This is a genomic window from Kribbella sp. NPDC049584, assembly GCF_040675555.1.
Lineage (GTDB): Bacteria > Actinomycetota > Actinomycetes > Propionibacteriales > Kribbellaceae > Kribbella.
In genome coordinates, this window is sequence record NZ_JBFAPF010000005.1 from 473,157 (window position 1) to 494,108 (window position 20,952).

General features: G+C 66.6%; 12 protein-coding genes. 8 read left to right on the forward strand and 4 right to left on the reverse strand.

Going from position 1 to position 20,952, the window contains the following annotated elements; translation table 11 throughout:
* Positions 1–40: 40 nt before the first annotated feature.
* A complete protein-coding gene (locus tag AB0J62_RS21270; RefSeq protein ID WP_363873451.1) occupies positions 41–2,596 on the reverse strand; it encodes a family 78 glycoside hydrolase catalytic domain in 2,556 nt (851 codons plus the stop codon).
* Positions 2,597–2,746: 150 nt separating this feature from the next.
* Here AB0J62_RS21270 and AB0J62_RS21275 point away from each other — a divergent pair, with 150 nt between their 5' ends.
* From AB0J62_RS21275 to AB0J62_RS21305, 7 genes are all read left to right on the forward strand, one after another.
* Positions 2,747–3,805, forward strand: a complete 1,059-nt coding sequence (locus tag AB0J62_RS21275) for a LacI family DNA-binding transcriptional regulator (RefSeq protein WP_363873454.1) — start codon at positions 2,747–2,749, stop codon at positions 3,803–3,805.
* A 224-nt stretch (positions 3,806–4,029) separates the two neighbouring features.
* Positions 4,030–5,565 (forward strand): ABC transporter substrate-binding protein, encoded by a 1,536-nt coding sequence (locus AB0J62_RS21280; RefSeq protein ID WP_363873457.1) that lies wholly within the window; start codon positions 4,030–4,032, stop codon positions 5,563–5,565.
* A gap of 32 nt (positions 5,566–5,597) precedes the next feature.
* Entirely contained in the window at positions 5,598–6,539 is a 942-nt protein-coding gene (locus AB0J62_RS21285) for an ABC transporter permease (protein WP_363873460.1), read from the forward strand.
* Positions 6,536–8,326, forward strand: coding sequence for a dipeptide/oligopeptide/nickel ABC transporter permease/ATP-binding protein (locus AB0J62_RS21290; protein WP_363873463.1), 1,791 nt, complete (start codon positions 6,536–6,538; stop codon positions 8,324–8,326). Before AB0J62_RS21285 ends, AB0J62_RS21290 begins: the two co-directional genes overlap by 4 nt.
* A gap of 2 nt (positions 8,327–8,328) precedes the next feature.
* Positions 8,329–9,159, forward strand: a complete 831-nt coding sequence (locus AB0J62_RS21295; protein ID WP_363873466.1) for an ATP-binding cassette domain-containing protein — start codon at positions 8,329–8,331, stop codon at positions 9,157–9,159.
* Positions 9,159–11,810, forward strand: a complete 2,652-nt coding sequence (locus AB0J62_RS21300; RefSeq protein WP_363873470.1) for a GH116 family glycosyl-hydrolase — start codon at positions 9,159–9,161, stop codon at positions 11,808–11,810. The genes AB0J62_RS21295 and AB0J62_RS21300 overlap by 1 nt, the downstream gene beginning before the upstream one ends.
* Positions 11,810–13,396, forward strand: coding sequence for a DUF4038 domain-containing protein (locus AB0J62_RS21305; RefSeq protein WP_363873473.1), 1,587 nt, complete (start codon positions 11,810–11,812; stop codon positions 13,394–13,396). Before AB0J62_RS21300 ends, AB0J62_RS21305 begins: the two co-directional genes overlap by 1 nt.
* 19 nt (positions 13,397–13,415) lie before the next feature.
* On the opposite strand, the gene AB0J62_RS21310 is transcribed toward AB0J62_RS21305, so the two are convergent.
* From AB0J62_RS21310 to AB0J62_RS21320, 3 genes are read right to left on the reverse strand one after another with little or no spacing between them, the layout of a single operon-like run.
* Positions 13,416–15,167, reverse strand: coding sequence for a DUF5605 domain-containing protein (locus AB0J62_RS21310; protein ID WP_363873476.1), 1,752 nt, complete (start codon positions 15,165–15,167; stop codon positions 13,416–13,418).
* A gap of 5 nt (positions 15,168–15,172) precedes the next feature.
* Positions 15,173–17,587: a glycoside hydrolase family 3 N-terminal domain-containing protein gene (locus tag AB0J62_RS21315; protein ID WP_363873479.1), complete on the reverse strand. Its 2,415-nt coding sequence runs from the start codon at positions 17,585–17,587 to the stop codon at positions 15,173–15,175.
* Positions 17,588–17,635: 48 nt separating this feature from the next.
* The gene (locus AB0J62_RS21320) at positions 17,636–20,419 is read right to left on the reverse strand and encodes an AAA family ATPase (protein ID WP_363873482.1); all 2,784 of its coding nucleotides are present in this window, start codon (positions 20,417–20,419) and stop codon (positions 17,636–17,638) included.
* Between the two features lie 249 nt (positions 20,420–20,668).
* Between AB0J62_RS21320 and AB0J62_RS21325 the strand changes: the two genes are divergently transcribed.
* A partial coding sequence (locus AB0J62_RS21325; protein WP_363873514.1) for an ATP-binding cassette domain-containing protein occupies positions 20,669–20,952 on the forward strand: 284 nt, incomplete at its 3' end.

A 20,952-nucleotide genomic window follows, 5' to 3' on the forward strand; every position in this document is an offset into this window, starting at 1 on the left:
CGACTCCTCAAGTCCCCCCAATCGTAGGCGTGGGCGGCCGTCAGACGGGGATCGTTGTCTTCCAGGTGTGGTCGCCGTGGGTGACTAGTTCTGGTGTGGTGGTGGCGGGTAGGTGGATGCGGGCGGTGGAGCCGATTGGGATGTGGACCGTGAGGTGGAACTGGTGGCCGTCGAGGTGCCAGGCGACGCGAGCTTCGCCGTACGGCGTGAGGTGGCGCGCGGATGCTGAAGTGAGGTGCGGAGAAGGTGATGGGCGTACGACGATCTCCCGGTAACCGGGTGCGGCGGGTGCTAGGCCGGCGACGCAGCGGTGGAGCCAGTCGGCGATGGCTCCGAGGGCGTAGTGGTTGAACGAGGTCATTTCGCCGGGATTGATGGTGCCGTCGGGGAGCATGCTGTCCCAGCGCTCCCAGATGGTGGTGGCGCCCATCGTGACCGGGTAGAGCCAGGATGGGCAGTCGGTCTGCAGCAGGAGGCGGTAGGCGACGTCAGTGTGTCCTGTCATCGTGAGTGCATCGGCCACGAGTGGCGTGCCGACGAAGCCAGTGCTGATCCGGTAACCGGACTCGCGGACGAGATCCGCGAGACGGCGGCCGGCCTCGTCGCGTTGTTCCTTGCTGGGCAGGAGATCCCACCTGATCGCCAGCGCATAGGCGGTCTGCGCGTCGGATCGCACCCGGCCGTGAGGTGTGACATAGGCGAGGGCAAACGACGTACGGACCTCGTCGGCCAAGGCGGCATACCGCTCGGCCAGGTCGGGCCGTTGAAGGACTCGCGCTGCTCGCGCGACGGTGTCGGCGGAGCGGAAGAAGTACGCCGTGGCGACGACGTCCGGATCCGCTTTTGCCTTGCCGGGCTGATCCGGCGGCGCGGTCGGATCGAGCCAGTCGCCGAACTGGAATCCACCGGTCCACAGCCGATCGGGTCCGGCGAGTTCCGCGATCTTGTCGACCCAGCGGCACATGCTCGGCAGTTGCCGCTCGAGGATGTCGCGGTCGCCCGTGCGCTGGTACACGACCCAGGGCACGATCGTTGCCGCATCACCCCAGGCAGCCGCGGCGGGGGAGTGATCCCGCAGGACGTCCGGTACGACGAACGGGACGGAGCCGTCCGGCTCCTGCTCCGCCCGGAGGTCGCCGAGCCACGAACTCAGGAAGCCGGCGCTGTCGAAGAGGTACATCGCGGTCGGCGCGAAGACCTGGAGGTCGCCGGTCCAGCCGAGTCTCTCGTCACGTTGCGGACAGTCGGTGGGTACGTCGAGGAAGTTGCCGCGCATGCTCCACACGACGTTCTCGTGGAGCCGGTTGAGGAGTTCGTGCGACGACGTGAACCATCCGGTCCGGCGCAGGTCCGAACCGATCACGACCGCCTCGATGTCTTCGCTACGCAAGCCGGGTACGCCGGTGACTTCGGCGTACCGGAAGCCGTGGAAGGTGAGCGCCGGCTCGAGGACGTCCTCTCCGCTGCCCCCGATCAGGTAGGTGTCAGTGGCCTTGGCTGCCCGCAGCGGACGGATGCCGAGTTCCTTGTCCTCCAGGACCTCGGCGTGGCGGACGATCACCTCGTCACCTGACGCGAGACCTCTGACCCGGAGTCGAACCCATCCGACGGCGTTCTGTCCGAAATCCACGAGCGTCCGGCCGGACGGAGATTCCCACACTCGCTGTGCAGGCAAGACCTCAGTGACTCGAACGGGAGGACCCTCGGGTGCAACGAGGCGGGTCAGGTCAGCCTCGATCGGTTCGACCGCGGCTCGGGCCGGTTGCCGGTCAGAGCGCAGCCGACGGAGATCGGTGCGCTGGCCGTTGTACAGGTCATGGGTGAGGACCTCGCTCTCACGAGCCGTCCATGATTCGTCCGTCGCCACGACATGTCGTTGTCCGTCCGTGGTGACGACTTCGAGCTGGGCGAGCAGTGCGAGCCTGTCGCCGTACAGGGCTCGCTCTCCCTTGAAACCGAGATAGCCGCGGTACCAGCCGTCGCCGAGGAGGATGTCCAGCACGTTCTCGCCACTGTGCATCAGATTCGTGACGTCGTACGTCTGGTACCGAAGACGGTTCGCGTACGACGTCCAGCCGGGCGCGAGCACCGCGTCGCCGATCCGGGCGCCGTTCAGCGTTCCGACGTACACCCCATGGGCGGTTGCATAAAGTCGGGCCACGCGGACTTCGCCGGGGATCGTGAAGGAGGAACTCACGATCGGCGCGGGCATGTCGGTCGCTCCGATGCCGACTGGGCTGACGAACTTCGCGACCCAGTCCGACGGCTCGAGTAGGCCGGCCTCGACGACCGCCGGTGCGCTCCACTCGCTCCAGTTGTCGTCGTGAGCGACTCGGACGCGAACCGACGCCGCCTCGCGGGATGCGAGTGGCTCGCTCGGCCACGGCACCAAGATCTGTTCGCAACTGTCGATCCTGTGCAGTTCGGCGTCGCCGCGTCGGGTGGTCTCGATCTCGTAGGCGGTCTGCCGGAATCCGGGAGCCGCATCCGGGATCGTCCAGGACAGGCGAGGAGTAGCTGTGCCCACGCCGAGCAAGGGGGACGGATCGGTGTGGTGTTCGAAGCGGAGTGCGCCCGGCGCCGTGGACATGGCCATGTCGGGCCTCCAGATCTTCTTGCAAGGGATGGCCCGAAGCCTCTGTGTAACGTTCTACACAACAGGGTAGAACGCCGCGTCCCAGGAAGTCAACGGATCGACGAGTGACTAGTGCATCGATATACAAGCGTCTCTGTAGAATCCGATGTCATGCGAAGCAGTCCCGCCCGGAGGGCCACGATCCAGGATGTCGCGCAGTCCGCGGGAGTGTCGGTGTCCGCGGTGTCCAAGGTACTGCGCGACGCGTACGGGGTCAGCCCGGAGATGCGGGCGAAGGTCACCACGGCGATCGAGAAGCTCGGCTACCGGCCGCACGCCGGCGCCCGGGGGATGCGCGGGCGGTCGTTCACGGTCGGCGTCGTCCTGACCGAGATGTCGTCGCCGTTCCAGCCGGAGGTCGTCGACGGCATCAACGACCAGCTCGAATCCAGCCCGTTCCAGGCGATCATGACCGTGGGTGGAGCCAACGCAGAGCGTCAGCAGCGCAGTATCGAGGCGCTGGTGGACCGGCAGGTCGACGGACTGATCCTCATCGCGCCGTTCGTCCGCCAACCCTGGCTGGAGAAACTCGCGGCGTCCATCCCGACCGTGGTGGTCGCCAGGCATGGCGGCGGCTCGAGCTACGACAGCGTCGTCGACGACGACTACGAGGGCGCACGGCTGGTCGTCGATCACCTTGCCGGGCTCGGCCATCAGCGCATCATGCACATCAGCCACCCGTCCGGCGGTCTGAAGCGCCCTTTCGTGTTGTCGCAGACCGCGCGTTGTGAAGGCTATGTCCAGGCGATGAACCGGCTCGGCCTCGACGCGGATGTCATCGAGACGACGTACTCCGAACAGGGCGGCTACCAAGCCACAGTCGAGGCGCTGGGCCGGTCGGTGCCGCCGACGGCGATCTTCGCGGGTGCGGACATCGCGGCCCTCGGTGCGCTGCGAGCCGCCGAAGAGCTCGGCCGCCAGGTGCCGGACGATCTGACTGTCGTCGGCTACGACAACATCTACGTCACGACGATCGGCCGGATCTCGCTCACCACGGTGGACCAGTCCGGACAGCTGACCGGTACCACAAGTGCCCGGCTTCTCCTCGAGCGCATAGAGGGCCGGTCGCAGCCGGTGCATTACGTCGTGGCGCCGCGGCTCATCGCGCGCAGCACGAGTGCGCCGCCGGCCGTGCATTCCGGCGGCCGGGGCGGGAAGCGCAAGCGATAGCGGATGCGCCTCCCGCGGGCCGTGCCGGGCGGCGCACTGCGATGAATGCATCGTCACCGATGTTGCGGAAACGTGACATCAGCTCGGGAGACGCGGTCTTGACACGTTTCAATAGTGTTCCGTAGCTTCCGGCGTAGAACGTTGCACACCGTCGAAGTGTCGATGGCGATCAAGTGGCGCTGTGTAGAACGTTGCATACCCCTGTGGCGCTCGAAGGAGTAGACATGCGACGCATTCACCTAGGGTTCGCCGTTCCGGTCGCAGTGCTTGCGCTCGTGGCCGCCGGCTGTACCTCCGAGACGAGCGCCGGCTCGTCCGCCGCCACCTCGTCCGGTGGCGAGAAGGCTCAGCTCACCGTGGCCCAGACCGTTGACTTCTACGGGTGGGACCCGAGCAACCAGCCCGGATATCAGGGCTGGGCAGCTGAAGCGGTGTGGGACCAGTTGTGCAAGACCGATGCGAACGGCAAGGCTGTGCCCGACATCGCGGACAAGTTCGAGATCACGAACGGCAACAAGACGTTCAAGGCACACCTGCGCGAGGGGCAGAAGTTCTCCGACGGCACGCCGGTGGATTCGGCGGCGGTCAAGGCTTCGTTCGAGTTCGTCGAGAAGAACGGCGGGGCGACGAACGACTACAAGGGCATCACGATCGACACTCCCGATCCGAACAGTGTCTCGATCACCTGGCCGGATCCCCAGGGACCGGTGATGGACAACAAGGCGTGCAACCCGAAGATCGTCCCGGCCGCCGTCCTTGCCGCGAAGAAGTTCGATCAGCCGGTCGGGTCCGGCCCGTACGTGCTGGACGCCGCTGCTTCGACGACCGGCTCGGTGTACACGTTCACCAAGAACGAGAACCACTGGAACGCCAAGAACTACCCGTACAAGAAGCTCGTCATCAAGGTCATCACCAGCGACACCGCGGCCGTGTCGGCCCTCAAGACCGGCCAGATCGACGCAGTACTCGTTCAGCAGGCTTCGCTGAACGAGGTCCAGGCCTCGGGCCAGAAGGTCATCAAGTTCCAGGGCCAGACGACGCGGCTGCTGCTGACCGACCACCTCGGCAAGGTGCTCAAGCCGATCGGCAACCTCAAGGTCCGGCAGGCGATCAACATGGTCTTCGACAAGGCGGCGATGGCCAAGAGCCTCTACCAGGGCAACGCCGAGCCGACGCCGCAGGTCTTCCGCAAGGGCACCGATGCCTACATCAAGGACATGCCGGACCCATACCCGTACGACGTGGAGAAGGCCAAGTCGTTGATGGCCGAGGCCGGCTACGCGAGCGGCTTCACTCTCGAGCTGCCGACGATGACCGGGCAGAACTTCGAGACCCTGATGCCGTATGTCAGCCAGCAGCTGGCCAAGATCAACATCAAGGTCAAGCAGGTGCCGCTGACCGGAGCCAACGCCATCGCCGATCTGCTGAGTGGCAAGTACCCGGTGGTCCTGTGGCAGCTGGGAAACCTGGGCAACTCGGCGTTGCAGATCTACATCGAGTCCACGCCGAAGGGCTGGTGGGACCTCGAGCACCAGCCCGACGCGACCGTCGACGGGCTCTGGAGCAAGATCACGACGGCCACGGACCCGGCGGAGTCGGCGAAGCTCCAGCAGCAGATCAACCAGTACCAGGTCGATCAGGCGTGGTTCGCGCCGATGGTCTACAACGGCACGAACTTCGCCTACAACGCCTCGAAGGTCGCGATTCCGACCGAGTCCGACCAAGAGGCGCTGGTCCCCAAACTGCGTGACTTCAGGTAACACGGGTCGACGAGGACTGGAGGCTCCGCGCGATGGCACTCTCGCTGGTGAAGAAGCTGCTCCGTTCCCTTGCGGTGCTGATCGTGGTCACGTTCGCGACCCTCTGCCTGATGTACGGCAACGGTCCGGGGATCGCCCACGCCGTACTCGGCAAGTCCGCGACACCGGAGGCGATCCAGGCCGAGGTCGTCAAGCTCGGCCTCGACAAGCCACTCGTGATTCAGTACTGGAACTGGCTCACAGGCGTGCTGCACGGCGACCTCGGTCGTTCCTTCTACACCAGTGAATCCGTCAGCGGTGCACTGTCGAATCGAGTCCCTGTGACTCTGGCCCTCGTCATTCTCGCCCTCCTCCTGACGGCCGTGCTCAGTGTGATTTTCGGGGTCACAGCGGCCGTCAGGGGAGGGTGGATCGACCGCACGCTCCAGTTCGTCTCCGTGCTGGGAACGGCGGTGCCTGCCTTCATCATCGCCATCGCTCTGGTCTTCTCGCTGGCGATTCACTGGCGGCTGTTTCCGGCGACCGGATATGTGTCGCCGGATGTCAGCCTCCGAGGCTGGTCGTCGTCGTTGGTCCTTCCGGTGGCGGCGCTGCTGATCGGCTCGGTGGCCAGTGCGACCCAGCAGTTCCGGACGGCCGTCCTCGACACCTTGGGCCGGGACTACGTTCGAACGCTCCGGGCCCGCGGGATACCCGAACGAGAAGTGATCTTCCGGAACGTACTGCGCAACTCCGCGGCGCCGGGGCTGACGGTGCTCAGCCTGACGACGTTCGGGCTCTTGGGCGGAGCGGTGTTCATCGAGCAGGTGTTCGCGCTGCCGGGCATGGGGCAGTTGGCGAACATGGCCGCCCAGATCAACGACGTACCGCTGGTGATGGGAACAGTGCTCGTCACGATCGTGATCGTGCTGGTCGTGAACTTCGCCGGTGACGTTGCGATCACCCTCCTCAACCCGAAGGTGAGGACCCGATGACTGTCGGACCCGAGCGGACGGCGGTAGATGACGAGATCGCCGTGGCGTCGGACGCCCCGGGGCGCTCAATGCTCCGGCTCCTGCTGCGGCATCCGCTCGGCGCTCCATGCCTGGTATTCCTGTTGCTGGTGGTCGCGGTCGCGATCTTCGCGCCGTTGTTGTCGCCGTACGGACCGCAGGAGACCGACCTGGCTGCTGTGAACGCCCCGCCGTTCACGGCCGGTCATTTTCTGGGCGGCGACAGTGCGGGTCTCGACATCCTGTCCCGGCTGATCTGGGGCTCGCGCCAGACGGTGGTCGCTGTGCTGATCGTCGTGGTGGTGGCACTGGTCCTCGGTGTCACCTGCGGCCTCGTCGCAGGCTTCTACCGAGGCCGGTTCGAAGCCGGTGTCGGCTTCCTGTCCGACGTGATCATGTCGTTGCCAGGCATCGTTTTCCTCATTGCCCTGTACGCCCTGACCGGCCCGAATGTGCCCGCCGCGATGGCTGTCTTCGGCGTGATCATCGCTCCGACCTACTACCGCCTGGTCCGCGCCATCGTGCTCGGCGTACGCAACGAGTTGTACGTCGATGCCGCCCGGGTCGTTGGTCTGTCGGACCTGAGGATCGTCGGGCGGCATGTTTTGTGGGCGGTGCGGGCACCGGTCATCATCCAGAGTTCGTTCGTGATGGCCGCCGGAATCGGGATCGAGGCCGGCATCTCCTTCCTCGGCCTCGGCGACCCGGCCGGAACCTCGTGGGGCATCGTTCTGCAGCGTTCGTTCAACGGGATCTACAACAATGCCTGGGGCGTGCTCTGGCCGGCGCTCCTGATCAGCGTCACGATCCTCGCACTCATCCTGCTCGGAAATGCGCTGAGCGACGTACTGCAGTCGTCGGCACGCAGTAAGGTCCTCCCGCCACGCCGGCGACGCAAGGCAATCGCCGCCGCCCTACGCGAGCTCGAGACAGCAGAGGTCCGCGAATCGACAGCAGTCGGCAGTTCCGACGACGTCGTGCTGTCGGTGCGTGACCTTCGGATCGCCTACCCGTCCCCGGACGGCACGGTCAACGAGGTCGTGCACGGCGTCGACCTCGATGTCCGTCGTGGCGAGATCCACGGCCTGGTAGGGGAATCGGGCTCCGGCAAGTCGCAGATCGCCTTCTCCACGCTGGGCATTCTTCCGAAGGAGGCACTCGTCCTGGGAGGTCATGTCCTGCTCGACGGCGAGGACCTGCTGGCCGACGACCGCAAGATGCGGGCTGCCCGCGGCCGCCGGATCGCCTACGTACCGCAGGAGCCGATGTCGAACCTGGACCCGTCCTTCACCATCGGGTCGCAGCTCTGGCGCGGCCTGCGCGCATCCCGCTCGATGCCCAAGAAGCAGGCGAAGGAGCTGATTGTCGACCTGCTGCAGAGGGTCGGGATCACGGACCCCGAGCGAGTGATGCAGCTGTACCCGCACGAGATCTCCGGCGGCATGGCCCAACGCGTCCTGATCTGTGGTGCCGTCGCGGCGGAACCTGACATCATCGTCGCCGACGAACCCACGACCGCTCTCGACGTCACGGTCCAGGCAGAGGTCCTGGAGTTGCTGCGAGAGCTCTGCGGGGAGCGCGGGCTCGCGATGATCCTGGTCACCCACAACCTGGGCGTCGTGGCCGACCTGTGCGACGTCGTCAGCGTCATGAAGGACGGCAACATCGTCGAGCACCAGGATGTCGAATCCATCTTTGCCGCACCTGCTGAGGCGTATACCCGGCAACTGCTCTCATCGTCTCGCACCGTCGAACTGATGGAGGTCTGATCATGCCGACGGACCAGTTGCTCGACGTACAGGACCTCGTCGTCACGTTCCCGGCCCGTCGCGGAACGTCGACGACGGTCATTCACGGCGTCTCCTTCGGCCTCGCGGCGGGCGAGACGCTGAGCCTGGTCGGTGAGTCCGGATCCGGGAAGACGACGATCGGCCGGGCGATCCTGGGCCTGGCGCCGGTCAGCGAAGGGACGGTCACGTTCCGCGGCAGCACGATCAGCAATGTTTCCCGCAAGGAGCGCCGACGGCTGGCCAAAGACATCCAGGTCGTCTTCCAGGACCCGTACTCGTCGCTCAACCCGTCGATGACGGTGGAGAGCATCCTGGTCGAGCCGCTCGCCGCGGCCGGCATCAAGGACGGACCCTCGCGGATCAGGGATCTGCTGGATGCGGTCGGCCTTCCCGCGAACGCCGGACGGCGATATCCGAGGGAGTTCTCCGGCGGGCAACGACAACGCATCGCCATCGCCCGGGCCTTGGCTCTGGAACCATCTGTGATCGTCTGTGACGAGCCGACGAGCGCTCTCGATGTCACGACCCAGGCGACGGTGCTCCAGCTGTTGAAGGAGCTCCAGCAGGCCACCGGCGTTGCCTACCTGTTCATCAGTCACGACCTCGGCGTCGTCAACGACATCAGCGACCGCATCGCAGTTCTCTACCGCGGCGAGATCGTCGAGATCGACGACGCACACAAGGTGGCGACTGCGCCGAGCCACGACTACACGCGCCGGCTCCAGATGGCCGCGCCCATCGCAGATCCGAAGAAGCAGCGTGAGCGTCGTGAGCTGCGCCGTACTTTGCTGAACTACAAGGGAGTGTCGTGATGGTCATCAAGGCTCGCCTACGTTCCTGTGCCGTCGTGCTCGCGGGCGCGCTGGTCGCCGCCGGGCTGCCCGCTGTCGGTGCGACGGCCGTGGCGAGGTCCGGTCGCGACTTCTTCACCGTTCCCGCGGCGGCGACGGTGCGCGCGCTCGGCGAGATCGCGCCCGGGCCCTGTCCGCCGGACGCCTCGCAGGTGTGCCAGGGCGAGTCGCCCAGTCCGTTCGAGCCGGTCAAGGGCAACTATCCGCTCACGGTTCCCGGTCTCGGCGGACCGCTGGGCGGTATCGGAGCCGGCTCGTTCATGATCAACCAGTCGGGCACGTTCGGGCCGTGGTTCTTCGGCGGTTCGCAGGACGACAGTTGGGAGATGCGGGCCCTGCCGCAGGCGGCGTTCCATGTGCGTGAGCAGGTCGGATCCGAACCGCCGACGGTGCGGACCCTTGCCGCCGACGGTCCGCAGGTCACCGGCACCGCCGGACCCGTCGCTGACCGATCGTGGGAGTCGCCTCTGCCGGCCTGGAACAAGCTGCGGCCGGGTGAAGGGAGTTATGCCGCGCTGTATCCGTTCGGCTGGACCAGTTACACGGCTCTGAAGACGGATGTGTCCATGCGGTTCTTCTCGCCGATCGTCGCGGGCGAAGACCGTCGTACGTCGTTGCCGGTCGCGTACTTCGATGTTCGGCTTGCGAACCACACCGGCAAGTCGAGCGATGTGTCGGTGATGTTCACCATGCCGAACGCGCCGGCGCATATCGGGCGACAGCCGGCGACGGTGCGGACGGGGCTGTCGAGTCAGTACCGTGCCGACCGGCGTACCGGAGTACAAGCTGTGACCCTGGCGGCTGACGATCCTTCCAACACGCCGGATGCGGCCAAGTCCGAGTGGACGATCGCGGCCAAACCCGGGCGCGGCCAGCAGGTGACCTACACGACGTCGTGGAACGCGGCGGGCGACGGATCGGACGTCTACGCGCCGTTCGAGCAGTCGGGTGCCTTGGGCAACGATTCGATCGACGACTCGAACTCGGCCGGGGCGATCTCGGTGTCGGCGAAGCTCCGGCCGGGTGAGGTGACGACGATCCCGTTCGCGCTGAGCTGGGACTTCCCGCAGGTCTCTTTCGCGGACAACAACACCGTGTGGATGCGCCGGTACACGAACTTCTACGGGGCCAAGGAAACCCCGGGCAACGACTATGTGCAGGGGAGCTACCCGTTCCACCAGGCCTACCGGATCGCTGACGACGCGCTCGCCGGCCATGACGACGCGCTTCGTGCCGTCGAGCAGTGGTGGAAACCGATCGCCACGGACGACACCTATCCGCTCACGCTCCGAACGGCAGCGTTGAACCAGCTCTCCCAGGTGGCGTCCAAGACCGCCCTGTGGGAAGGCGGCCTGGTGTCCAACACGGTGCCCCCCACCGGCGGCAAACGCCTCGGTACGTCGGTTCCGGGGACGCACCTGTACCTGGGCGTGGACTCTCCGGCCGGGGGTGCCGCTAACGGTGGCATGGGGACGGAGGTAGGCACGTTCAGCTATCTCGCCTACAGCCAGGTCTTCCCCAGCATCGAGCGGGATCGGCTGCGGGCCAAGATCGAGGCGACCATGGCCGATCCGCACGGTGACCCTCGAGATCCTGGCATGACCTCGTCGGTGGACCCGGCGCAGTACCAGGTCGAAGGCAATCCCTTCGTGACTTGGACGTACGGCGCGCAGCCGGCACCGGGCACGGTGTGGTTCGTGGATCGTCCGAGCGAGAACGTCTTCCGGCTGTACGACTACGCGCGCAGGCACCATGACCCTGCGTTTCTCCGGATGGCTTATCCGGCGATGCGTAAGCAACTGTCTTATGTGCAAGGCACGATTCCGGCGGGTTCGCACCTGCCAGAGGCGCCGAACATGATCCAGCCGAGCCCGGAGCTCAAGAGTCCACTGCCGTACGCCAACGTCTTCGACATCATCCCGGTGAACAAAGTCGACGCGTACGACGCACAGCTGTACCTGCTCGCGCTGGAATCCACGATCGCGACCGCGACACAGCCCGGGGTCAAGTCCACCGACCTTCGCACGGAGCTCGCCGCGGCGAAGGCGGAGTTCGAGTCGGTCTTCTGGAACGCCGATCACCAGTACTACCGCTACACCCCAGGTCCTACCGAGAACTACGACAGCGTCTTGCTCGCGACGTTCTTCGCTCAGCACCTCGCGGAGCGGGCCGGTCTGCCCGACCTCGTCGACCTGGACCGCTACCGCCTCCAGTTGCAGACGCAGTACGCGACGTTCATGTCTCGTCGTGACGCGGACGGGCGGTTGCTCGGGGCCCCGAACATGGCTCTTCCGCCTGGACAGGAAACCTTCCCGTACGTCGGCTTCCTCGGGACTCGCTTCGAGACAGAGGTCTGGCCGAGCGTGAACTACGTCGCTGCGGCGACGTACTACGACGCCGGCTCGCGCTTCCGGGATCCTCAGCTGAAGCGAAACGGCATCGAGATGGCGTCCGCGGTCGCAGCGCAGATCTGGCAGGTCGAGAAGAACACGTTCATGTTCGACGCCCCGATCGGGTGGAACCAGTTCAGAGCGGACCTCTATACGTATCCGGCGTTCGAGAGCAACCTCTCCGTCTGGGAGCTGCTCAACTCGATCAAACCGCTCAGCTGATGCAGACAGTTTCGACCTGGCGCACAGCGGAGTTGTCGTTCGAGAGCTCGCAGGACAGCGACAATCCGTATCTCGAGATGAGCGTCGAGGTCGTTTTCAGTGGTCCGGACGCTACGGAGATCCGACGGCCCGCCTTCTGGGACGGAGGGCGGACCTGGAAGGTGCGGTTCGCTCCGACCAGGCCGGGCGTCTGGCGCTACACGGCGTCCTCGAACGATGCCAGCGACCGCGGACTCAATGGGCCGAGCGGCGAGCTCCGCTGCGTCGATGATCCGATGGATCATCCGATCTACCGGCACGGTTTCCTGCGGAAGGGGCCGGCGGGTCGGTACCTCGCGCATGCCGACAACACGCCGTTCTTCTGGCTCGGCGATACGCATTGGCGGTTCACGTCGGAGTGCTGGGACAGCGCCAACAAGCCCGGCTGGACGTCGCAGTTCCGGGGAATGGTCGACCGACGCATCGAGCAGGGTTTCACCGTCTATCAGAGCAACCTGAAGCTGTACGAATGGGGCGATGCCAGCAGCCGCTACTTTCTCGAGGACGGGGAGCTGAATGTTGCCTTCCTGCAGAACGTCGTCGATCCACGGATGGCGTATATCGCGGATCGCGGCATGATAAACGCGCTGGGGCTGAGTTGGTTCTCGGCCATCGATGAGGATGTGGAGGCGCTGCAACGGTTCGCCCGGTACGTCGTGGCGCGCTACGGCAGTTACCCCGTGGTCTGGACGCTCGGCGGTGAGGTCGCCGGGTACGAGTTTGATCGCCGGCAGGAACGGATCGATGGATGGCGCGAAGTCGGCCTCACGATCCGCGAGGCCGACGGATACGACCAGCCGCGGACTGCGCATGCCACCGCGGAGCGCCCGATCGCGCCGTACTACCAGGGAGAAGACTGGCTCACGCTGACGCTCAACCAGCACGCCCATGGTGACTTCGACCTCAGCACCGACCACTATCGCGACCAGCTGTCCAAGCACCCGGGGACACCACTCGTCGAGGGCGAAAGCCTGTATGAGGGACTCCTCACCGTGGAGTCCGCGGGTCGCCGGCCGGTGACCGACACGATGGTGCGTCAGGTGGCGTACCGCGCGATCCAGTCGGGCTGCTGCGGGTACACCTACGGCGCCCAAGGCTGCTGGAATGCAGCCTGGGATCGCGCCGACGGGCGGAGCACGTGGGGCGACTTGCCGTGGTACGACGGAATCGACCTACCCGGCGCGACCCAGCTCGGCCACCTGCGCCGCCTCTACGAGGAGGTCGGATGGCATCGGTTCCGGCCGTTCATGGCGTGCTTCAGCTCCGACTACGCGTTGAACAACACGGTCTACGCACCACACGTCACGGCATCCATCGACATGGACACGGTCGTGGTCTACTTCGGCGAAACCTTCCGCAGCGACGAAGGGATCTCAACCCTGTCGCTGTTGAGGAGCGGGGCCTACGCGCTGCGGTGGTTCGATCCTCGAACCGGGGTTTCGACCGTCGCCGACAAACGGGCGCAAACGGTCCGTGGTGAGCTCATCCTTCCTGGCAAACCGGACGGTCAAGACTGGGTCCTGGTCGTCCAGCACATCGACGCCTAGCCGCGGGAAGGCGTCGTACTCACCCATGCTGGACCGCTCGCAGGCGGATGGCGAGGTCCGGGCGGCCGGGGAGCTCAACGCTGAATTCACCCTGGTACGTGCCGGGGAGCTCGGTGATGGTCATGTTCCAGGTGTCGATGATGTCGACGTGGTACGCCGTGCCGGGGTGTACCGAGATGGTTCGCCGGCGAGGTCGGTGGTTGCCGAAGTAGATGAGCTGGTAGCGGCCTTCGATCCCGCCGACCAGGACGTCGAAGTCCGACGGCAGCGGGTCGATGCCGGGCGCATCGGACGGCAGATCGTCCAGGATCGAGCGGAGGAAGCGGATGCGGGCCGTGCTCCGGCCTTTGAGCGAGCCGCCCTTGGACCACCACAGCACATCGTCGTCGTCCAGGAAGCATTCGCCGTGGGTTACGTAACCGCCCTGCACGACGGTCTCCCAGCAGCGACGGACGAGTTCTTGTGGCGGGAGGTTTCCCCAACCCCATTCGATGTCACCCTCGTAACCGCACTCGTCGACCAGGACCGGCTTGTGCCAGCGGTCGCGCAGTTCGGCGGTCCGTGCAGGCGGTCCCTGGAAGCTGGTGTGGGTTGCCCAAGGTGCTTCGTTGTCCCAGAGCTCGACCCAGTTGTGGATGCTGATCAGATGGTCGTGCGGATCGTGCTCGCGGATCAAAGCGGCGTACCGGTGCCAGTCAGCGGTCTCCTTGGCCCACAGCAGGTCGTACTCGTTCGCCAAGGACCACCAGACATTCGGGTACGCCGCGAGCCGCGAGACGACGTACCGCAGATAGAGGTCGTCCGCGGCGGTTCCGAGATCGGAGAACCCCCACCGGTCATAGGGATGGAAGAGGATCACATCGGCTTGGATGCCGAGGGCACCGAGTTGCGCGATGCGTCGTTCCAGATGACGGAAGTACGCCGGATCGGGGCGGAGTACGTCGAATCCGTCGTCGTCGGAGCGCTCGAACGGGTACCGCGGTGGCTCATTGGTGTTGTGCACAAAGGATTTGGGAAAGACGCACATGCGGATCTTGTTGAACGGGCTGCCGGCGAGCGTTCGCAGGGTCAGCTCCTCCAGTTCGTCGCCCTGGTGCGTCCAGGCGTAGGCGGTCGTACCGACCGGGAGGTAGCGCAGGCCGTCGGCGTGACGGAAGTGGTAGGTCCCGTGCACGCGTATCGGTCCGTGGTCTGCCGCGGTCACCGGTCCACAGCTGAATTCGCCGTCGATCTGGTCGAGAGACCGCGCATTGCTGGAGGTGCGGAACGTCCACGAGCCTTCCGCGTCGGGCATGAAACGGATCCGGTACACCCCGTCTCCGTCGTAGAAGCCGTGGGCAACGTATGTGCGTTCGCCGCGCCGGAATTCGGCCGACAGAACGACTTCGGTGAAGGGGTTGCCATGGGCCGGGCCGTGCAGTTCGAGCTCGAAGGGCCGCCACCGAAGCGCCTGCGTCGGCTTGAGGAGAGCAGCGCTGCCGGTAGGCACGTCAGCGGCCTCGTAGTCGTGCGAGGGGACCGGCAGCTCGATCGGCGCGGCAGGTTCATCCGGTGTCTCTTCGACCGTCGCCAACTCGGCATAGAGCGCCGCTCGGGCGGCGGGGTCGGTCCGGATCCCCGTCATGAGGCCGGTGACCTGCTCGACCGTGCCGTGCATGAACTGAACACGCGTCAGTTCGTCCGGCAGGCCTGGCAGGTACTTGTGGACCACGTCTGCCGCCTGCTTGTTCCGTAGTACGTCGCCGAGAATCGACGAAGGGCCGTAGGTCATTGAGTTCACGCCTCTGCAGGGGAGATCGTCGTCACGGACAGGAAGGAGCGTTGAGCGGCGGTCAGCACTCTCGGCTCACCGACGAGCTCGAGTGCACCTTGGAGGCGACGGTCGTCGGAGTCGAACCCGAGGAAGAAGTCGACTGTCGCGGGCTCGACCGCGAAGTCTCGCGCAACGTTGGTGTGGCCGAGCTTGGTCGCGGCGACCTGGAAAGTGATCCGGCGGGATTCGCCGGCGGCCAGCTCGACCCTGCCGAAGCCCGCGAGTTGCTGTGCCGGACGAGTGACGCCGCTGGTGTTGACGCGAAGGTAGAGCTGGACGACGGCTGCGCCGTCGACGCGTCCGGTGTTCGTCACGCTCGCCTCGATCTGCGCGACACCATCCATCGCGAGTTGGTGGTCGCTTTGGAGGTTACCGAGCTCGAAGTCGGTGTAGCTGAGACCGTGACCGAACGGGTACAGCGGAGTGGCTTCCAGGTCCAGATAGTGCTGCGGCACGCTCGGTGGCAACGGGGTGCGGTATCCGGTGCCTGCGTGCTGGTGGTGATAGACCGGGATCTGGCCGGTATGGCGGGGGATGCTGTACGGGAGCTTGCCGCTCGGGTTCGTCGCGCCGAAGAGAACGCCGGCGACGGAGCGAGCTCCGGAGGGGCCGCCGTACGGCGCGACGACGATCGCAGACGCGTTCTTCACAACGTCCGGCAGCGTGTAGGCACGTCCCTGAACGAGCACGACGACAACTGGCTTGCCGACTGCGGCCACCGCTTCAGCCAGCTCCGTCTGCACGGCAGGCAAGGCGATGTCAGCTGAGTCGCTCGCCTCGCCTTCGGTCCGCTCGCCGTTGAACCACAGACTCGCCCCGCCGAGTGCGAGGACCACGACGTCCGCCTCGCGGGCCACGGCGACCGCACGCTCCACCGCATCGGGATCCAATGGCGGGGTGAAGGTCGAGCCCTGTTCGGACCGTACGGTGGCCGCGTAGTCGGCGATCTCTTCGGACAGCGGACGAGCGCCGTACCGCTCGCGCACGAGCTTCTCGGGGTCCACCGGCGACAGCACGGCTTCGTACCAGGACGCGATGATCTCGTCGGCCCCCAGCATGTTGCCGAGGTCGCCGCGTGACATGGCGTTCACTGCCTCGCGCCAGGCCGGGTAGGTGTACGTAGCGAACTGCCGAAGAGCGGTGGCCGCATGCGACCCGATGACGGCGATTTTGTGCTGAGGAGCCAGCGGGAGGATCCCGTCGTTCTTCGCGAGCACAATCGATCGCTCGGCGAGTTGCCGGGAGAGCTCCAGCCCCTCGACGGCCGTGGCCTGTACATCGATGTGTTCGGCCGGATAGGGATCCTCGAACAGCCCGACTTCGAACTTCGCCCGTAGAACTCGCTGGACGCACGCATCGACCGCCCGGACGTGGAGCCGACCGCTTGTCACCTCCGCGACGAGCGGAGCGCCGTAGGCGTACGGCTTGGGCAGTTCGACGTCGAGGCCGGCCATGATCGCCAGCCTGGCCGCCTCGCCAGGCGTCGAAGCGACGCGCTGCCGCTCGACGATCTGGTCGATCGTCGTGTAGTCAGAGGACACAAAACCCTCGAATCCGAGGGTGTCGCGCAGCAGCCCGGTGAGGATCTCGCGGGAGACACCGACCGGGATGTCGTCGACCGTCGCGTAGGAGTTCATCACCGACCTCATCCCGGCCAGCTGGATCGCAGCCTCGAACGGGTAGGCGAACAGATCCCTGGTACGCCGCGCTCCCGCGTCGAACGAAGAGGTGTTGACGCCACCGGCCGGCAGCCCGTACCCGAGGAAGTGTTTGCCGGTGGCAATGACACCCTGGGACAGGTCCGGGCCTTGCAGCCCTCGGGTGTACGCGACGCTGAACGCGGCGCACAGGTACGGGTCCTCGCCGTACGTCTCGTGGACTCGACCCCAGCGCGGATCCAGCGCGACGTCCATGACGGGGGAGAGCGCGTGCGGCATACCGACCCGCCGCATCTGCCGCCGGATGAGGTCGGCCATCTCCTCGACAAGGTCCGGACTCCAGGTCGCAGCTAGGCCGGTGCCCGTCGGGAACGACATGTGGCCGCCTGCGAGGAAGCCGCTCAGCGCCTCCGCGTGGAAGAACGCCGGGATGCCGAGCCGCGTGCGCGTGATGAACCGCTGCTGCACCGCGGCGACGATATCCGCCAGCTTTCTCGGCTCGTCGACGATCAGCTGCGCGACATGGCCCGGCGGAGTACGCAGGTTCTGGTCGGTCGAGTTGGTGTCGGACCCGTCAGCCCGCACCATCGCCCACGGCATCACCGAAGTGAGCTGGAAACACTTCTCCTCCAGCGTCATCTCCCGCAGGAGCAGCTCGGCTCGAACGTCCGGCGCAAGGCTTGCATCGAGGTAGTGCGGAGTCGGCACGGCGGATCTCATTCTGTACGACGTTGTGTGCAACGTTCTACACAACCGGACGAGCCGCCGTCAAGCTGTCTGCAGGACTAGGTGCAATTCTGTTCTGGAGGTGATTCCTAGCTTGGCGAAGACCTTGTGGAGGTGGTACTCGACCGTTCGGGGGCTGAGGAACAGGCGGGCACCGATCTCGGAGTTGCTCAGGCCGTCCCGCGCCAGGTAGCCGATCCGCGACTCCTGTGTCGTGAGTTGACGGCCGGTCTCGAGGCTGCGTCTGCCGACTCGCTCGCCGGTGGCCAGCAACTCGGCATGTGCGCGCGCGGCGAACCCCTCAGCACCGATTGCCGCGAAGGTCTGCTGGGCTGCCCGGAGCGCGACGCGGGCGTCGACGCGTCTGTTCTGCCGGCGTAGCCACTCGCCGTACAGCAGTTGAGCCCTGGCGAGGTGGATACGGATGCCGGTGTCGGACAGCCGGTCGATCGCCTCCTGGTAGAGCTGCTCCGCAACCGGTACGTCGGACAGCAGTGCTTGTGCTGTGGCCCGTACACCGAGTGCCCACTGGGTTGCCGTGGCATCGGCGCGGTCACCGAGCCGGGCCAGCGCGGCGGCGTCGTCGCGTTGCCCACAGCGCGTTGCCGCTTCGATGAACTCGATGCACGCCCAGCCGGACAGCGCGAGCTGATCGGCCTCGACGGCTTCGCGGGCGGCCGCCAGGGTTTGCTCGTAGTGTCCGGCGCCGTTGTGCAGTACGGCCTCTGCCAGTTGCGCGGCGGTCAACGTCAGCGAGTCGCCGCGCTGCCGAGCCTGCTCGCACACTGTCGGTAGCTCACTACGCAGGACGTCCTGATTCCCTTGCCAGGCGGCCAATAAAAGGAGCGCAGGATTCGGCAGCGCGGAACCTGTGCCCAAGGCACGGGTGCCTCCGCGGGTGATGGCGTCCTGGGCGGCCTGGAAGCGGCCCCGGAATACGGCGAGCAGAGCAGCACCTGCCAACGGATGGCCGGGCGGCGACCCCTCGTACCCAGCGCCGTTGCCATCACGCCGTTCATGACGGTCCGGGGTGCTGAGTGCCGCCCAGGCATCCTCGTTCCATCCGTCGGCAGCGGCCCAGCCGGCCAGCCAGCGCCATCCGCGTGCCGAAGAGTCCAGGCTGTCCGCGCCGAAGGTGGTAACTGCCCGGCGCAAGACGTCGGCTGCAGGTCCGGGTCCGTCGAGCACCCTCGCTGCCAGCGCAGAGATCAGCAGGTCGATCGGGTCTGGCGATCCTTCGGTCGCCGTTGCGCGTGCAGCCCGTGCGACGTCCCGTACGCCGGGGGCAGCCGGACCGCGACCCGAGAGCATCACTGCCGCGAGGGCCTCGAGGTGCGCGCCCCGGGCCAGCCCGGGCGAGTACGCCCGGAGGCGGCGGGCTGCCGCCAGCAACAACTGCGGGCCGGCGTCATCGCGGCGAGTGGCGAACTCGATCCGTGCCCGCTGGAACTCGATGTACGCTTCCCGCGCCGGATCGGGAGGCCCGCTCGCCGCGATGCTGAGCAGGTGCCGCGCGGCGTCGAGACTGCCTGCTGCGCGCAGGGCGTCCGCTGCGGCGAGCGCGCGCCGGGCACGGGCGGCAGGGTCAGCCGTGACGAGGGCGGCCCGTTCCAGGAAGGCGGCACGCGCTGCGATCCCGCCGCGTGCCTGTGCCGCCGCGGCGCTCCGCTCCAGGTCGGCTGCGATCCGGTCATCGAGGCCGCTGGTGGACAGTGCTAGGTGCCATGCCCGGCGATCGAGATCTGGACCGCTCGTGATGGCCTCGGCCAAGGCCCTGTGCGCCAGACGGATCTCCGGTGGTGTCGCGTCCGCGTAGACGGCTGCGCGTAGCGTGGCGCAGCCGAACACGACGCGGGGCCCGAAGGTCAGCAAGCTCTCCGCCTCGAGCAGCTCGGCGGCGTGCGCGTCCACGCCCAGCCAGGTGGCCGCTCGCGAGGCGACGGCCGGATCACCGGTCGGCTCGGCCGCGATGGTCAGCAACAGCTGACGTGCGTCGGCAGGCAGGCGCCGCGCACGCCGTATGCAGTCGTGATCTCGGTGCCGGGAGTCGGGGCGCGAGGCGGGGATCGCGTAGCCACCGGCGAGCTCGGCGGCGGTGCCGTCGACAGCCTCCAGGAGTGCGCGCGGATTGCCGCGCGCCTCGAGCAGTATCCGCTCGGTCACGGCAGAGTCGATCTTCCCCGGCGCACCGGCGAGCAGCACCGAGTGCGCATCCCTCCACGGCAACGCTTCGAGTCGCATCTCCGGAAGCCCGTCGAGCTCGGGCACGTCCTGCCGGTCGCATTCACCGAAGACGACCAGCAGTGGGCTGCGCTCGGCACGACGTACGACGAAGGCCAGTATCAGCAAGGAGGCGGTGTCGAGCCAGTGCGCGTCATCGACCAGACAGCACACCGGTTGGTGCTCGGCGACGGCGGTGAGAAGGTTCAACACTGCGACGCTCACGAGCAGGCGGTCCGGCGGTTCGCCGCCGCTGAGGCCGATCGCCGTGGAGAGAGCGGCTTGCTGAGCGGGCTCGAGCCGCTCCAGTTCCTCGAGCACCGGAGCGCACAACAAGTGGAGGCCGGCGTAGGGGAGGTTGCGTTCGTCCGCCACGCCGCGGGCTCGCAGCACCCGGTAACCGTCCGCACGACGAGCGACGTGGTCCAGGATCGAACTCTTTCCGATGCCTCGTTCGCCGAGCACCCGCAGTGCGGTGGCCCGTCCGGTCGACGCGTCCTGCAACAACTGGTCCATTCGGGCGCACTCCGCGGTGCGCCCGTACAGCCGGGGCACGGCGAGCTGCGGTTCTGATGGGGGTTCGGTGTCACGGAGGAAGGACGTCACGCCCACCACCGTGCCGCGGCCGGCGCAGTTTGCAGCCCGAGGCCGGCACGGGTGAATCCCCGGGGCCGGGCGTCGGGAACACCCGGGGTTCCACCCGTACCGCAGCCTCAACCCGCGGGTGGGACTAGTGAAGTCCCGGGGGCGAGTGGCGGCCACGAGTGGTGAGATCGGTTCCGATCGCCGGACACGAGAGCACCGGGCCGTGCGGGACATGCCGTGCGGGACATCGAGGAGGAGAGGAAGCGCGAGATGGCAACTGTCTCGTTCAAGGGAGCCACCCGGGTCTACCCGGGCACCGACGTCCCCGCGGTGGACAAACTCGACCTGGACATCTCCGACGGCGAGTTCATGGTGCTGGTCGGGCCGTCGGGGTCGGGCAAGTCGACCGCGCTGCGGATGCTGGCCGGGCTCGAAGAGGTGAACGAGGGCGGCATCTATATCGGCGACAAGGACGTCACCAACGCCCCGCCGAAGGAACGCGACATCGCGATGGTGTTCCAGAACTACGCGCTCTACCCGCACATGTCGGTGGC

Bases quoted from the DNA above. Each gene is read 5' to 3' on its own strand.
- AB0J62_RS21270 (WP_363873451.1), bottom strand. From the start codon at position 2,596: ATGGCCATGTCCACGGCGCCGGGCGCACTCCGCTTCGAACACCACACC.
- AB0J62_RS21275 (WP_363873454.1), top strand. From the start codon at position 2,747: ATGCGAAGCAGTCCCGCCCGGAGGGCCACGATCCAGGATGTCGCGCAG.
- AB0J62_RS21280 (WP_363873457.1), top strand. From the start codon at position 4,030: ATGCGACGCATTCACCTAGGGTTCGCCGTTCCGGTCGCAGTGCTTGCG.
- AB0J62_RS21285 (WP_363873460.1), top strand. From the start codon at position 5,598: ATGGCACTCTCGCTGGTGAAGAAGCTGCTCCGTTCCCTTGCGGTGCTG.
- AB0J62_RS21290 (WP_363873463.1), top strand. From the start codon at position 6,536: ATGACTGTCGGACCCGAGCGGACGGCGGTAGATGACGAGATCGCCGTG.
- AB0J62_RS21295 (WP_363873466.1), top strand. From the start codon at position 8,329: ATGCCGACGGACCAGTTGCTCGACGTACAGGACCTCGTCGTCACGTTC.
- AB0J62_RS21300 (WP_363873470.1), top strand. From the start codon at position 9,159: ATGGTCATCAAGGCTCGCCTACGTTCCTGTGCCGTCGTGCTCGCGGGC.
- AB0J62_RS21305 (WP_363873473.1), top strand. From the start codon at position 11,810: ATGCAGACAGTTTCGACCTGGCGCACAGCGGAGTTGTCGTTCGAGAGC.
- AB0J62_RS21310 (WP_363873476.1), bottom strand. From the start codon at position 15,167: ATGACCTACGGCCCTTCGTCGATTCTCGGCGACGTACTACGGAACAAG.
- AB0J62_RS21315 (WP_363873479.1), bottom strand. From the start codon at position 17,587: ATGAGATCCGCCGTGCCGACTCCGCACTACCTCGATGCAAGCCTTGCG.